General features: G+C 65.9%; 11 protein-coding genes. 9 read left to right on the top strand and 2 right to left on the bottom strand.

The genetic code is table 11. The annotated features are described in order from the left end of the window. Positions 1-435 precede the first annotated feature (435 nt). Complete coding sequence (locus DND132_RS04805; protein ID WP_014321582.1) at positions 436-1,218, top strand: hypothetical protein; 783 nt, start codon at positions 436-438, stop codon at positions 1,216-1,218. Between the two features lie 60 nt (positions 1,219-1,278). On the opposite strand, the gene DND132_RS04800 is transcribed toward DND132_RS04805, so the two are convergent. Both DND132_RS04800 and DND132_RS04795 read right to left on the bottom strand, forming a co-directional pair. Continuing rightward, the gene (locus tag DND132_RS04800) at positions 1,279-2,235 is read right to left on the bottom strand and encodes a YbgA family protein (protein WP_014321581.1); all 957 of its coding nucleotides are present in this window, start codon (positions 2,233-2,235) and stop codon (positions 1,279-1,281) included. A gap of 135 nt (positions 2,236-2,370) precedes the next feature. Beyond that, positions 2,371-2,652 carry a FeoA family protein gene (locus DND132_RS04795; RefSeq protein ID WP_014321580.1) on the bottom strand — a complete coding sequence of 94 codons (282 nt, stop codon included), beginning with the start codon at positions 2,650-2,652 and terminating at the stop codon, positions 2,371-2,373. 320 nt (positions 2,653-2,972) lie between these two features. Here DND132_RS04795 and carB point away from each other — a divergent pair, with 320 nt between their 5' ends. The 8 genes from carB (at position 2,973) to DND132_RS17515 (ending at position 15,091) form a co-directional block, all read left to right on the top strand. Continuing rightward, positions 2,973-6,206 (top strand): carbamoyl-phosphate synthase large subunit, encoded by a 3,234-nt coding sequence (gene carB / locus DND132_RS04790; protein WP_014321579.1) that lies wholly within the window; start codon positions 2,973-2,975, stop codon positions 6,204-6,206. A gap of 27 nt (positions 6,207-6,233) precedes the next feature. Then, the gene (gene purF, locus DND132_RS04785) at positions 6,234-7,646 is read left to right on the top strand and encodes an amidophosphoribosyltransferase (RefSeq protein ID WP_014321578.1); all 1,413 of its coding nucleotides are present in this window, start codon (positions 6,234-6,236) and stop codon (positions 7,644-7,646) included. A gap of 123 nt (positions 7,647-7,769) precedes the next feature. Beyond that, positions 7,770-8,786: a KpsF/GutQ family sugar-phosphate isomerase gene (locus DND132_RS04780; protein WP_014321577.1), complete on the top strand. Its 1,017-nt coding sequence runs from the start codon at positions 7,770-7,772 to the stop codon at positions 8,784-8,786. Further along, positions 8,783-9,346, top strand: a complete 564-nt coding sequence (locus DND132_RS04775) for a YkgJ family cysteine cluster protein (protein ID WP_014321576.1) — start codon at positions 8,783-8,785, stop codon at positions 9,344-9,346. Before DND132_RS04780 ends, DND132_RS04775 begins: the two co-directional genes overlap by 4 nt. Before the next feature lie 10 nt (positions 9,347-9,356). Next, positions 9,357-11,705, top strand: a complete 2,349-nt coding sequence (locus DND132_RS04770) for a penicillin-binding protein 1A (RefSeq protein WP_014321575.1) — start codon at positions 9,357-9,359, stop codon at positions 11,703-11,705. A gap of 17 nt (positions 11,706-11,722) precedes the next feature. Beyond that, complete coding sequence (locus DND132_RS04765; protein WP_014321574.1) at positions 11,723-12,505, top strand: PhzF family phenazine biosynthesis protein; 783 nt, start codon at positions 11,723-11,725, stop codon at positions 12,503-12,505. A gap of 8 nt (positions 12,506-12,513) precedes the next feature. Continuing rightward, positions 12,514-12,852, top strand: coding sequence for a phenylpyruvate tautomerase MIF-related protein (locus DND132_RS04760; RefSeq protein ID WP_014321573.1), 339 nt, complete (start codon positions 12,514-12,516; stop codon positions 12,850-12,852). A gap of 223 nt (positions 12,853-13,075) precedes the next feature. Beyond that, positions 13,076-15,091 (top strand): methyl-accepting chemotaxis protein, encoded by a 2,016-nt coding sequence (locus DND132_RS17515; protein WP_014321572.1) that lies wholly within the window; start codon positions 13,076-13,078, stop codon positions 15,089-15,091. Positions 15,092-15,138 lie beyond the last annotated feature (47 nt).

Raw genomic sequence — 15,138 nt, 5'->3', positions numbered from 1 at the left:
TTTTGTTGAGGATGCCTCCGGGCCTCCAGCCGTTGGCGAGTCTTCGAGCCCTACGGATGAGGACAACAGCGATCGGCCAGAGGGGGAACCTGGGAGTCCAGAGGGGGAACCTCTTCCAAGCCCTCCAGAACTTTTTATCGCCGCTTCGCGGAGAACGTGCGAGCGCGGTCAAGCGTGTCCTTTTTTTGTAAAAATGGCGCACGTCGTCAGGCTTCCGAACGCCGCGCACCACGAATACCCCGCGAAGCGGCGCCAAAAAGTTTAGGAAGGAAAAGGGGATGGGGGTCCGGGGGAAGGGGAGAGGGGAAACCCTTTTCAAAGGGTTCCCCTCTCCCCTTCCCCCGGCCGCCGGAGGCATCTTCACTTGGCAAAGTGTTTGCAAAGTCGCCGGTAGGAGCGTCCGAAGCGTCAAAAAACGGACGGCCGAGGGAGCGTATGCGCGTCGAATTGCGAACCATAATGCCCGAGTGGGGCGAGGAACGGGACACTCCCTTTGCGCACGGCGTGGTCCGCTTCGACCGGAGCTGGAATCTGGACGAGGTGGAGCGCGTGGTGGCCGAGCGGGGATTGCGCGCCCTGGCCTTCGAGGACCCGGCCATGTTCACGGACCACGGGCGGGTGGTGGACATGTGTCTGGACATGCGCGTGCGCGATCTGAACGTGTTGTGGAGCGCCCGGCTGGACACGGTGCCCACGGACGGGCTGTTCAAGGCCATGCGGCTGGCGGGCTGCCAGCGGGTGGACATGCGGCTCGATCCGGACGAGGCCGTGGAGGGGCTGTTCTGGGCCCGGCGGTTCGGCTTCGACGTGCGCATCCGCAACCTGGACGGCACGTCCTATGCGGCCGAGCGGATCAGCTACACCGTGGCCGAGCGCGAGGACATCGCCCAGCGGCTGGCGGGGCTGCATTCGGCCCAGTTCGATCTGGCCGTGGCCTATTTCCGGGCCGGGCGGCTGTCCGACGTGATGCTGCCCCTGGGCAAGGCCATGACCCTGCGCTTCCCCCTGAACGAGCTGTGCCTGAATCTGTTGGCCTGCCTGTCGGCGGCCAAGCACTATCCCGACCAGGCGGCCGGGTTGCTGGATCAGGCCGGTTACGGCTGCCCGCATCCGGTGGTCTTCCGCAACCGGGAGATGCTGCGGGCCTGGCTGGCCGGCGGCGGCGACGTCAAGGGCGTGCGCCTGTGCCTGGAGCCCGAACACTCGGCCTTTTCCTAGGCCGCGATATTTCGTTGGAAAGAAAGCCCCCGCGACCGAGGTCGCGGGGGCTTTCTGCATTCAGGCATGGTTGCGCAGTTTGAGGTCCAGGGGGTGCGGGTTGAGATAGTACTGCTCCCGGAGATAGGGGAGGTCGTACTTGCGCACGTAGTGGTTGAACAGGGTGACCGGCACGATGAGCGGGACCAGTTCCTTGCGGTAGTTTTCGATGATCTCCAGGCACTCCTGTTTCTCGTCGGGGGACAGCAGCTTCTTGAAGTAGCCCAGGATGTGCATGAGCACGTCCACGTTCTTGCGCACCGTGGGCATGCGCGCCATGGTCCGGGCCAGCCGTTCGTGATAGCGGGTGAGCAGGACGTTCAGGTCCATTCCCTTGCCCTGGGCCACCAGCTTGCCCAGTTCGCGATAGCCGGTGACGTCGTGGGCGCGGATAAGCATCTTGTGCCGGGAGTGGAATCGGATGAGCCCGCCCAGGGTCGGCCCCTGGTCCAGGAACCGGCGCCAGCGGTGTTCGGTGAAGACGCGTTCGATGAAATTGGCCCGCAGCCCCACGTCGTGCATACGCCCGTCGTCCTCCACGGGCAGCAGGGGGAACCGCTCCATGACCATGGACGCGAACAGCCCGACGCCCGCACGGCTTATGGGTTGGCCGCCGGATTCGGGGTAGACCTTGACCCGGCCGATTCCGCTCGACGGCGACTTGGCCTTGAAGATGAATCCGCACAGCCCGGCCTTTTCCATCTCGGGCAGGAACCCCTCGGCCCATTCGCGCATGGCGTCGGTCCAGTCGCGGCCGGTCCTGTTGCCCTTGAGCCGGGGGTTCTCCGGGGAACCGACCAGCCGCACCGCTTCCCTGGGGATGCCCATGCCGCAGGCGACCTCCGGGCAGACAGGGTGGAATTCCAGGTGGTCCGCCAGAACGCCGTTCAGGTGCTCCGCGCGGGCGGCCAGGCCGTCGTAGCGGACCTTCTGCCCGGCCAGGCAGGCGCTGATGCCGATTTTGATCGGATCGGACATGAGTAAACCTCCGGATGTTTCCGCAAGACTAGCACCGCCGGACGGCGGCGAACAAGTATAATGGCTGGTCGGCGCGGGCCGAAAAAAGGCCGCCCGAAGGGGGCGGCCTCGAAGGATCGTCGGGGGAGGGGAGGGCTAGGAGGCCCTGGCGCGCGGGCCGGGGCAGCAGGTGCAACGGGGACCCTCGTCGGACTCGTCGGGCACGGCCAGGATCTTGCCGGCCAGGCCGCAGCACAGCACCACGTCCGAGCCGCGCACGCGCACCCGGCACCCGTTGGGGCCGCCCGTCAGAACGGTCACCGGGCATCCCGGCGTCATGCCCATGGCCAGCATCCGCGCCCGCGCCTGACGGCCGCCGTCTATACCGGAAATACGTACTACTGATCCAGTCGGAAATTCGGTCAAAGGCTTTTGCATCGCTGAACTTTCCCTCAAGGTTAGCGTTGAAGTTGAGAGTAAGTATCAACTTCGTCCCTGTCAACGGGAAACTGCGATCTTTCGGCTGTTGCTCGACATCCGGCGTCGAATGATTATGGTCCGGGAGAGGGCCATTCCCTCCGAGGAAGGCATATGCCCCGGAAGCCGGGCCCGGCGGTACATAAGCATTGCCTTTCGGGGGATAACCTTATAATAAAGATTGCTTGTCCGGCGGGCGGCGGCGGTGCCGAGCCGGGCGGGGAGGGGAGGCGTACACGCCCCTTCCGAATACCGCCGTAACTTCAACTACTTCGAGCAGAATGCCCAAACGCACAGATATCAAGAAGATCATGTTGATCGGGTCCGGCCCCATTGTCATCGGCCAGGCCTGCGAGTTCGACTACTCCGGCACCCAGGCCCTCAAGGCGCTTAAGGAGGAGGGGTACGAGGTGGTCCTGGTCAACTCCAACCCGGCATCCATCATGACGGATCCGGAGTTGGCCGATGCCACCTACATCGAGCCCATAGAACCCGAAACCGTTGCCCGAATCATCGAAAAAGAGCGTCCCGACGCTCTTTTGCCGACTTTGGGGGGGCAGACCGGTCTGAACACGGCTTTGGCCGTGGCCGACATGGGCGTGCTCGACAAGTTCGGCGTGGAGCTGATCGGTGCCAACATCGACGTCATCAACAAGGCGGAATCCCGTGAGGAATTCCGCGAGGCCATGCGCAACATCGGCCTGCACATGCCCGAGAGCGGCATCTGCCACAACATGGACGACGTGCGCGAGTGGGGCGAGAAGATCCCGTTCCCGATCATCGTCCGGCCCGCCTACACCCTGGGCGGCTCTGGCGGCGGCGTGGCCTACAACATGGAGGAGCTGGAGCAGATCTGCGCCAACGGCCTGGCCCTGTCCATGAAGCACGAGATCATGCTCGAGCGCTCCATCCTCGGCTGGAAGGAGTACGAGCTGGAGGTCATGCGGGACAAGAAGGACAACTGCGTGATCATCTGCTCCATCGAGAACCTGGACCCCATGGGCGTGCACACCGGCGACTCGGTCACCGTGGCCCCGGCCCAGACCCTGACCGACGACGAGTACCAGCGGCTCAGGGACGCGTCCCTGGCGGTCATGCGCGAGATCGGCGTGGAGACCGGCGGGTCCAACGTCCAGTTCGCGGTCAACCCCGAGGACGGCGAGCTGATCATCATCGAGATGAACCCGCGCGTGTCCCGTTCGTCCGCGCTCGCCTCCAAGGCCACCGGCTTTCCCATCGCCAAGATCGCGGCCAAGCTGGCCGTGGGCTACACGCTGGACGAGATTCCCAACGACATCACCCGCGAGACCATGGCCTCCTTCGAGCCGGCCATCGACTACTGCGTGGTCAAGATACCCCGCTTCACCTTCGAGAAGTTCCCCGGCACCGAGGACTACCTGACCACGGCCATGAAGTCCGTGGGCGAGACCATGGCAATCGGCCGGACCTTCAAGGAGGCCCTGCAGAAGGGGTTGCGTTCGCTCGAGACCGGCCACCCCGGCCTGGGCAAGCGGTTCGACACCTGCGATTTCGACAAGAACGAGATCCTGAAGCTCCTGCGCCGCCCCAACTCCCAGCGCATCTACGCCCTGCGCAACGCGCTGTTGTGCGGCATGTCCGAGGAGGAGGTCCACGAGGCCACCAAGATCGACCCGTGGTTCCTGCGCCAGATCAAGGACATCATCGACCTGGAGCACGCGCTCATCGACTTCGGCAAGCGCGAGGGCGTCTCCAAGGAGGCCGAGGGCATGGCCGACATGCTCCGCAAGGCCAAGGAGTACGGCTATTCCGACCCGCAGCTGGCGGCCATGTGGCGGACCAGCGAGGACGCGGTGCGGAGCCTGCGCAAGGAACTCGGCATTGAGCCGACCTACTACCTGGTGGACACCTGCGCGGCCGAGTTCGAGGCCTACACCCCGTACTATTATTCGACCTACGAGACCGGGCAGGAGAACGTCCGCGAGGACCGCAAGAAGATCGTCATCCTCGGCGGCGGGCCCAACCGCATCGGCCAGGGCATCGAGTTCGACTACTGCTGCTGCCACTCTTCCTTCACCCTGAAGGAGCTGGGCGTGGAGTCGATCATGGTTAACTCCAACCCGGAGACGGTCTCCACCGACTACGACACCTCGGACAAGCTCTACTTCGAGCCCCTGACCTTCGAGGACGTCATGAACATCATCGAGTTCGAGAAGCCGGACGGGGTCATCGTCCAGTTCGGCGGCCAGACCCCGCTCAACCTGGCCCTCCGGCTGATGAACGCGGGCGTGCCGCTGATCGGCACCAGCCCGGACGCCATCGACCGCGCCGAGGACCGCGAGCGGTTCAAGCAGTTCCTGAACAAGCTGAACCTGCGCCAGCCGCCCAACGGCACGGCCATGTCCATGGTCGAGGCCCGCGAGATCGCCGAGAAGCTGACCTTCCCCCTGGTCCTGCGCCCGTCCTACGTGCTCGGCGGCAGGGGCATGGACATCGTCTACTCCATGGACGAGTTCGATCACTATTTCCGCCACTCGGCCTTGGTCTCCCCGGAGCACCCGACCCTCATCGACAAGTTCCTGGAGAACGCGGTGGAGGTGGACGTGGACGCTCTGGCCGACGGCGAGGACGTCTACATCGGCGGGGTCATGGAGCACATCGAGGAGGCGGGCATCCACTCGGGCGACTCGGCCTCGGTCCTGCCCCCGTACTCCCTCTCCTCGGAGCTGATCCGCGAGATCGAGCGCCAGACCGTGGCCATGGCCAAGGAACTGGGCGTGGTCGGGCTGATGAACGTCCAGTTCGCCATCAAGGACAACGAGGTCTACATCATCGAGGTCAATCCGCGCGCCTCGCGCACGGTGCCCTTCGTGTCCAAGGCCACGGGCGTGCCCCTGGCCAAGCTGGCCACCAGGGTCATGCTCGGCGAGAAGCTCAAGGACCTGCACCCCTGGTCCATGCGCAAGAAGGGCCACGTCTCGGTCAAGGAGTCGGTCTTCCCGTTCAACCGCTTCCCCAACGTGGACGTGCTGCTCGGACCCGAGATGCGCTCCACCGGCGAGGTCATGGGCATCGACCCGAGCTTCGGCCTTGCCTACATGAAGTCGCAGTTGGCCGCGGGCCAGAAGCTGCCGACCAGCGGCACGGTCTTCATGTCCGTCAACGACTGGGACAAGTCCAAGATCGTCCTGGTGGCCAAGGACTTCGAGGCCATGGGCTTCAAGGTGGCCGCCACGGGCGGCACGGCCGACTTCCTCATGGAGAAGGGCGTCAACGTGGAGAAGGTCCACAAGGTCCACGAGGGGCAGCGGCCCCATGTGGTCGATCACATCAAGAACGGGGCCTTCGACCTGGTCATCAACACCCCCTCGGGCAAGAAGACCGTGGGCGACGCCAAGATGATCCGCCAGAACGCGCTGCTGTACAACATCCCCTACACCACCACGGTGTCCGGGGCGCGGGCGGTGGTCCAGGCCATATGCGAACTGAGACAAACCGGGCTCCAAGTCAAGAGCCTGCAGGAATACTACGGCTAGAGAACAGCCGACAATGAGAGAGTCTTCATGAAAAAAGAGTATTGCGGTCTTTTCGGCATCTACGGCAACAAGGAGGCGGCGCGCATGACCTATTTCGGTCTGTACGCGTTGCAGCATCGCGGCCAGGAGTCCGCGGGCATCGTTACCTGGGACGGCGAAAAGATTCGTGAGCAGAAGGGCATGGGCCTGGTGGCCGACGTGTTCAACGAACGGCACCTGGGCAAGGAGCTCAAGGGCACCATCGCCATGGGCCACATCCGCTATTCCACCACGGGCGCGTCGCTTATCCGCAACGCCCAGCCGTTCCTGGTCCGTCACGGCGACCTGCGCCTGGCCGTGGCCCACAACGGCAACCTGGTCAACACCTACGAGCTGCGCAAGGAGCTGGAGGCCAACGGGTCCATCTTCCAGACCACCATGGACACCGAGGTCTTCGCCCACCTGATCATCAAGTACCTGCACGAGTCCGAGACCATCGAGGAGGCCGTGGGCAAGGCCTGCAACCGGGTGCGCGGGGCCTACTCCATACTCATCCTGGCCAACGACAAGATGATCGCGGTCAAGGACCCCAACGGGTTCCGGCCCCTGGTGCTCGGCCGGGTGGGGGGCAACTACGTGTTCGCCTCCGAGACCTGCGCCTTCGATCTGGTGGAGGCCGACTACCTCCGTCCGCTGGACCCAGGCGAGATGGTCGTCGTCCACAAGAACAAGCTCACCTCCCAGCGCTTCGCCGAGCCCATCCGGTGCAGCAAGTGCATCTTCGAGCTCATCTACTTCGCCCGCCCCGACTCGCACATCTTCGGCGACGTGGTCTACGAGCGGCGCAAGGCCATGGGCGTCATGCTGGCCAAGGAGGCCCCGGTGGACGCGGACCTGGTCATGCCGTTCCCGGACTCGGGCAACTATGCGGCCGTGGGCTACTCCCAGGAGTCCGGCCTGCCGCTGGAGCTGGCCATGATCCGCAACCACTACGTGGGCCGGACCTTCATCCAGCCCTCCCAGGATATGCGCGACTTCTCGGTCCGGGTGAAGCTCAACCCGGTCAAGTCCATGATCCAGGGCAAACGGATCATCATCATCGAGGACTCCATCGTGCGCGGCACGACCATCCGGGCGCGCGTCAAGAAGCTGCGCGAGCTGGGCGCGCGGGAGATTCACCTGCGGGTCAGCTGCCCGCCCATCAAGTTCCCCTGCTTCTACGGCATCGATTTCTCCTCCAAGGGCGAGCTCATCGCGGCCAACAATTCGGTGGAGGACATCGCCCGATTCATGGGCCTGGACTCCCTGCACTACCTGTCCATCCCCGGCCTGCTCGACTCCGTGACCCAGGACGAGTGGTGCCTGGCCTGCTTCGACGGCAACTACCCGGTGCCCCTGTCCGACCGCATGGGCAAGGACTGCCTGGAGGCCACGCCTGGGATCATCAAGGAATTCTGCTAGGCCGCGAATCATCAACGCCCGGCGTCCCTCGGGACGCGAGCCGGGCAAGGGTGGCGTAAGGGCCGCCCGCCGGAAAGGGGACGTTTTTTCGTCCCCGCCGGTTCATATTCGGGAGAACGAAGCATGGCACGCACATCCGAGCGCAAGGACTGGCTGGCCCTGGCCCGCGAGGTCCTGGACATCGAGGCCGAGGGGCTCAGGGCCGTGCACGACCAACTGGACGGGGCCTTTGTCGAGGCCCTGACCGCCATGGCGAAGTGCACGGGCCGCGTGGTCGTCACCGGCCTGGGCAAGTCCGGGCTGGTGGGCCGCAAGATCGCGGCCACCCTGTCCTCCACGGGCACGCCGTCCTTCTTTCTCCACCCGGTGGAGGGGGCCCACGGCGACCTGGGCATGATCCGCGACGAGGACGTCATCCTGGCCCTGTCCAATTCCGGGGCCACGGACGAGGTCAACGCCATCCTGCCCACCCTCAAGTCCCTGGGGGCGAAGGTCATCGCCATGACCTCGGACCCGGCCTCGCCCATGGCCGGGCTGGCCGATATCCACATCCTGGTCCACGTGCCGCGCGAGGCGTGCCGCATGGGGCTGGCCCCGACCTCCTCGACCACCGCGCAGCTGGCCGTGGGCGACGCCCTGGCCGTCTGCCTCATGGACTGGAAGTCCTTCGGCAAGGACGACTTCAAGCGCTTTCATCCGGGCGGGTCCCTCGGCCAGCGGCTGGCCACCTGCGTGGACCAGCTCATGCACACCGACGGGCTGCCCGTGGTCCTGGAGGACGCCGGGCTCGACGCGGCCCTGTCCACCCTGAACAAGGGCGGCCTCGGCCTGGTGGCCGTGGTCGATGCCCTGGACCGCCTCAAGGGCGTGCTCACCGACGGCGACGTGCGCCGCCTGGTCTGCGCCGGGGAGCTGGACACGGCCCGGCCCGTGCGCGAGGTCATGACCGTGTCGCCGCGAAGGGCCACGGCCGGGGAGTCCTCGGCCGGGGTGCTCGACCTCATGGAGCGCAGCCAGATCACCGTCCTGCCCGTGGTCCGCGACGACGGGCGGCTGGCGGGCATGGTCCATCTGCACGACCTGCTCGGCAAGGGCGAACTCAAGTTCGCGGGCAACAACGGCGGGGGCGCCGCCCGATGACCCCGACCCGGACCGACGACGCGGACGTGTGCAGGCGCTGCTCCTTCCAGGGGCCGACCTGCTGCCGCATCTCCTCGGGTCAGGAGGAGTTCTGCTTCCCCCTGTCCCAGATCGAGAAGGAGCGCATCCAGGAACTGGTGCCGTACACCGGCGGGTTCGTGCTCTCGTCCAACTCCAAGGCCTTTATCGACTACGCCTGCCGCCTCTTCCCCGGCGAAGAGGAGGAGGTCCGGCGCATCTTTCCCGAGGGCAAGGAACACTTCCGGCTGGCCGTGGACTCCATGGGCGCGTGCCGTTTCCTCGGTCCGCTGGGCTGCGAGATTCCGCAGGAGGCCCGGCCCTATTACTGCCGCCTGTTTCCATTCTGGATGGCCGGGCGTACGGTCACGCATTTCGACACCCCCACCTGCCTGGCCAGGCGGGAAGGGGGCACCCTGGCGCGGATACTCGACCTCCTTGACACCAACAAGGCGACCGTGAAGGATTTGTACGGGCGGCTGCGTCTGGTCTGGGGGCTGCCTCCGACCAAGGGCGCCAACCCGGTCAAGAAAACCTTCTGATGGATGGCATATGAAGAAATTCCTCAAGATATTCGGTATATTCGTTCTCATCTGCACCCTCGCGGGCATCGGCGGGGCCGTCTGGCTCTATCATTGGGCCTCCCAGGACCTGCCCGGCTTCAAGAACATCACCGACTACAAGCCGCCCCTGGTGACCACGGTCTACGCCAAGGACGACAAGGTGCTGGGCTATTTCTACAAGGAGAAGCGGTTCCTGGTCACCCTGGACCAGATGAGCCCGTGGATTCCCAAGGCCTTCCTGGCCGCCGAGGACGCCTCCTTCTACGAGCACGACGGCGTGGACCTGACCGCCATCGTCCGCGCCTTCAAGGCCAATCTCATGGCCGGACGCACCAAGCAGGGCGGCTCGACCATCACCCAGCAGATCATCAAGCGGCTGCTCCTGACCTCCGAGCGCAGCTACAAGCGCAAGCTCAAGGAGGCCATCCTCGCCTTCCGCCTGGAGAACTACCTGACCAAGGAAGAGATTCTGACCATCTACCTGAACCACATCTTCCTGGGCCAGCACTCCTACGGCGTGGAGGCCGCCTCCCGCACCTATTTCGCCAAGCACGCCAAGGACCTGACCATCGCCGAGGCGGCCATGATCGCGGGGTTGCCCCAGGCCCCGTCGCGCTACAACCCGTACCAGAGCCCGGAGCTGGCCCGGCAGCGCCAGGAGTACGTCCTGGGCCAGATGCGCAACCTCGGCTGGATCACCGACGAGCAGTACCAGGCGGCCCTGGTCGAGTCCGTGGCGCTCAAGTCCATGGATGACCCGTCCTGGCAGGTGGGCGCGTACTATCTGGAGGAGGTCCGCCGCTGGCTCGTGGACCAGTTCGGCGAGGACGAGGTCTACAACGGCGGCCTGACCGTGACCACCCCGTGCGACCTCACGCACCAGGCGGCCGCCGAGAAGGCGCTCCGGCGCGGGCTCATCGACTCGGCCAAGCGGCGCGGCTGGACCGGGCCCATCGGCCACTTCACCCCGGCCGACGAACCGGCCGTCCTGGCGGAGGGCCCGCAGACCACCGACAACATCCTGGAGAAGGACCAGCTCCTCAAGGCCTTCGTGACCAAGGTCGCCCAGGACCGGGCCTTCGTCCATTTCGGCAAGTTCCAGGGGGAGATTCCCCTGAAGGCCATGTGGTGGGTGCGCGAGCCCGACCCCAAGAAGAGCCATGAGGACGTGGCCGACCCGACCGACGCCCGCAAGGTCCTCAAGAAGGGCGACGTGGTCTGGGTGACCGTGGCCCAGGCCCCGAAAAAGGAGGAGGGCACCTGGATTCTCGACCTGGAGCGCGAGCCCCAGGTGGAGGGCGCCCTGGTCTCCGTCAAGCCCGACACCGGCGAGGTCGTGGCCCTGGTGGGCGGCTATTCGTTCGCCCGGAGCCAGTTCAACCGGGCCACCCAGGCCCGGCGGCAGCCCGGTTCGGCCTTCAAGCCCATCGTCTATTCCGCGGCCATCGACAACGGCTTCACCGCCGCGTCCATCGTGCTCGATGCGCCCATCGTCTACGCCAACGACGCCGAGGGCAAGCTTTGGCGGCCCGAGAACTTCGAGGGCACCTTCGACGGCCCGACCCTGCTGCGCACCGCCCTGGTCCAGTCCAAGAACCTGTGCACCATCCGCATCGCCCAGAAGATCGGCATCCGGACCATCATCGATCGGGCCAAGGCCATGGGTCTGGAGTCCGACTTCCCGGCCGATCTGTCCGTGTCCCTCGGCTCGGCCGTGGTCACGCCCATCAATCTCTGCGAGGCCTACACCACCTTCCCGCGCGGCGGCTCCTACATCAAGCCGCGCACGGTCCTGTCCGTGAAGTCCGCCTGGGGCGACGAGCTGTATGCCTCCAAGCCCGAGACCGTGGACGCCATCAGCCCGCAGACCGCCTACATCATGGCCACGCTCATGAAGCAGGTGGTCCAGAACGGCACCGGCTGGCGGGCCAAGATCCTGGGACGGCCCGTGGCGGGCAAGACCGGCACCTCGAACTTGGAGCAGGATGCCTGGTTCATGGGCTACGCCCCGTACCTGCTGACCGGCGTGTACGTGGGCTTCGACGAGCTGACCCCCATGGGCAAGTGGGAGACCGGCTCGCGGGCGGCCTCGCCCATCTGGGTGGACTACCGCAAGCAGGTGGAGAACGACTATCCCTACGAGGACTTCACCCAGCCGCCGGGAATCGTTATGGTCAAGGTGGACGGGAAGACCGGCAAGCTGGCTTCGCCGTCCTCCGCCGAGGAGTTCTTCCTGCCGTTCAAGGTGGGCTCCGAGCCCACGGAGACGTCCCGTCCCTACGGCGACAACGGAGAGGCCCCGGCGTCGGACGACGACCTGTTCAAGCAAACCTTCTAGGCACTTCGGAGGGCGTCATGGAACTCGATCTCTACCAGGTGGACGCGTTCGCGGACGAGGTCTTCACCGGCAATCCGGCCGCGGTGGTGCCCCTTTACGAGTGGCCGTCCGATGAGCTGATGAAGCACATCGCCCTGGAGAACAACCTGGCCGAGACCGCCTTCTTCGTGCGCAAGGGCGAGTACTTCGAGCTGCGCTGGTTCACCCCGGAGATGGAGATCGACCTGTGCGGCCACGCCACCCTGGCCAGCGCCCACGTCCTCTACCACCACCTGGATTACACCGACCCTGTGGTGGTCTTCCAGACCAAGAGCGGGCGGCTCTTCGTGGACCGCGAGGACAACTTCTATTCCATGGATTTCCCGGCCTGGTCCTGCTCCCGCATCCAGGTCACCGAGCGCGTGGCCTCGGCCCTGGGGGCACGGCCCGCCGAACTGTACATGGGCAAACGCGACATGATGGCCGTGTTCGAGACCGAGGACCAGATCCGGGCGCTCGCCCCGGACTTCCGCCAGGTCTCGGCCCTGGACGGGCTGTGCCTCATCTGCACCGCGCCCGGCCTGGACCACGACTTCGTGTCCCGCGTCTTCGTCACCGGCGACTCCATCCCCGAGGACCCGGTCACCGGCTCGGCACACTGCACCCTGGTCCCCTACTGGGCGGACCGCCTGGGCAAGTCCACGTTCCATTCCTACCAGGCCTCGCGGCGCGGCGGCTCCCTGTACTGTGAATACCTCGGCGACCGCGTCAAGATCGCGGGCCGGGCCGTGACCTACATGACCGGAACCATCCACCTCTAGGAGGTCCCATGCCGTTCATAAAAGTCGAAACCAACGTCACGGTGCCCGACGAGTCCGGTTGCCTCCGGAAGCTCTCGGCCCTGGCCGCCGAGTTGCTCGGCAAGCCCGAATCCTACGTCCTGGCCGAACTCGAATCCGGCAAGCGCCTCCTGTTCGGCGGCTCCGCCGACCCGGCGGCCTTCGTCACCCTGGACTCCATCGGCCTGCCCGAGACGCGCACCCCGGAACTGTCCGCCGCCCTGTGCGGCTTCCTGAACCGCGAACTGGGCATCCCGGCCGACCGCGTGTACATCGCCTTCGGCGACATCGAACGCCATCTCTTCGGCTGGGACGGCGGGACGTTCTAAGGGACGGCCTCCTTCCCCCGGCCCCCCCCATCCTCCTTTCCCTCCTAAACTTTTTGGCGCCGCTTCGCGGGGTGGGTCGTCTTTTGCCGTTTGGATGGTCGCGCAAGGGGTATTTTGCGCGATGTTGCGGTATTAACATCTTGAAATGCTGTGATGATTAGTGTGCACGCCTTTTGCAGAAAAGCGGCTTTTGGCAAAGCTGTTTTTTCATCAGGGGGCATTCATGAGCATCAAGAGCAAGTTGATTCTGATTTTCGTGTCCGTGCTGCTGGGGCTGGGCGGCATCTTCACCGTGAATTTCGTGGGCGGGAAATACGTGGTCAGGACCCGCCGGCTGGCCACGCTGGCCAACGACGGCACGGCCCTGTTCCTGCAAGCGCGGCGGCAGGAAAAGAACTTTCTGTTGCGCAAGGATGAGCAATGCACCCGTCTGGCCCTGGCGGATGCGGACAAGGCCGGGCAGGTCCTGGGGGAGATCGCCCGCATCGAGCCTGCACTGACCGCCCGCTGCCGGGAGGCCCAGGACATCCTCAAGCGGTACCGCACCGCGTTGGTCAGGGTGAACGATCTCTATGTGGCCATGGGGCTGACCATGAAGGACGGGCTGCGCTGGGAGTTCATCCAGGCTGCCCGCAACATGGAGGCCGAGTTCGCCAAGCGGGAGCTGTCCCCCGCCTTCGTCATCAAGCTGCTCCAGATGCGGCGGCACGAGAAGAACTACATCATCCGGGGCGACGAGCAGTACGTGGGCCGCGTGGCCTCGGGCGCCAGCGAACTGCGCGCCATGCTCGCCGACGCCTACACCCCGGAGGAGGCCGCCGGTCAGCTCAAGGCCCTCCAGGGCTATCTCGACGCCTTCAACAACTATGTGGCCAGCGAAAAGCGCATCGCCGCCATCACCGCCGGACTCATTGAGGCGGCCCGCGCACTGGAGCCGGTCTACGCCGGGATCGCGCAGAGCAGCGCGGAGAAGTCCCGGGACGAAGCCCGTCTGATCGACTACTGCGTCATCGGCGTGGAGCTGGCCGTGGGCGTGTCCATCCTGCTCCTGCTCCTGTGGATCATGCGCTCCATCAACCGACCCCTCCGGCGCCTCAACATCTATGCCGGGGCCGTGGCCGGGGGCGACCTGGACGCGCAGCCCGAGGGCGATTTCACGGCCGAGCTGGGCGAGCTGCGGGACGTGCTGGTGAACATGGTCGCCAATCTCCGCGCCGTCATCGGCGAGGCCAGGACCAAGGGCGAGGACGCGCGCGTCCAGGCCGAGGCGGCGGGCCGGGCGCGGGACGAGGCCCTGGACCGGCAGGAGCACGTCCAGGCCCTGATTACGCGCATGGCCGAGGCCGCCGGGCGGGCCGACGAGGTGGCCCGGAAGCTGGCCTCGGTGTCGCATGACCTTGAGGGCCGCACCGGGAAGATCGCCGGGAGCGCGGTCACGCAGCAGGAGCGCATGTCCGAGTCGGCCGCGGCCATGGAGGAGATGCACGCCACGGTCAACGAGGTGGCCCTGAACGTGGGCGACGCCTCGGACATGGCGGGCGAGGCCAGCACCGAGGCCAGTCAGGGCATCCTGGTGGTCCAGCGGGCCGAACGGGCCATGTCCGAAGTGGCCGGGACGGTCTCCGTGCTGGAGGAGGGCATGACCCGCCTGGGCGCGGACACAGAGTCCATCGGCCAGGTCATCGGCGTGATCAACGAGATCGCGGACCAGACCAACCTGCTCGCCCTGAACGCGGCCATCGAGGCCGCCCGGGCGGGCGATGCGGGCCGGGGATTCGCCGTGGTGGCCGACGAGGTGCGCAAGCTGGCCGAGAAGACCATGGTCGCCACCACCGAGGTCGAGGAGCGCATCACGGCCATCCAGGCGGCCACGGGCCGCAACATCCGCGACGTGCAGGAGACCCTGTCCCACGTGGCCGAGGCCAACGGGGAGGTCGGCAATTCCGTGGGCGCGTTCAGGAAGATTCAGGAGTTTTCGGCCAACGTGGCCGATCGCATCGAGGGCATCGCCATCGCGGCCCGGCAGCAGTCCGTGGCCACGGAACAGATGAGCGGCGCAGTGCTGGACGTCAGCCGGCTGGTCTCGACCACGGCCGAGGAGGTCCAGGAGTCGGCCTCGGCCATCGCCGGTCTGGCCGCCATGGCCCAGACCCTGCAAACGATCATCGGCACCCTGGGCGGCGACGGGCCGTCCGGCGGGGACGGGGCCGCGGGCCGCCAGTCGGGCCCCGTGCAATAGAAAGGGCGGCCGTTGCGGCCGCCCCTCTCAATCAAATGCATGCACTC

The organism is Pseudodesulfovibrio mercurii (assembly GCF_000189295.2).
In the GTDB taxonomy this organism is placed as follows: Bacteria; Desulfobacterota; Desulfovibrionia; order Desulfovibrionales; family Desulfovibrionaceae; genus Pseudodesulfovibrio; species Pseudodesulfovibrio mercurii.
This window is presented reverse-complemented; position numbering and strand designations above follow the sequence as displayed.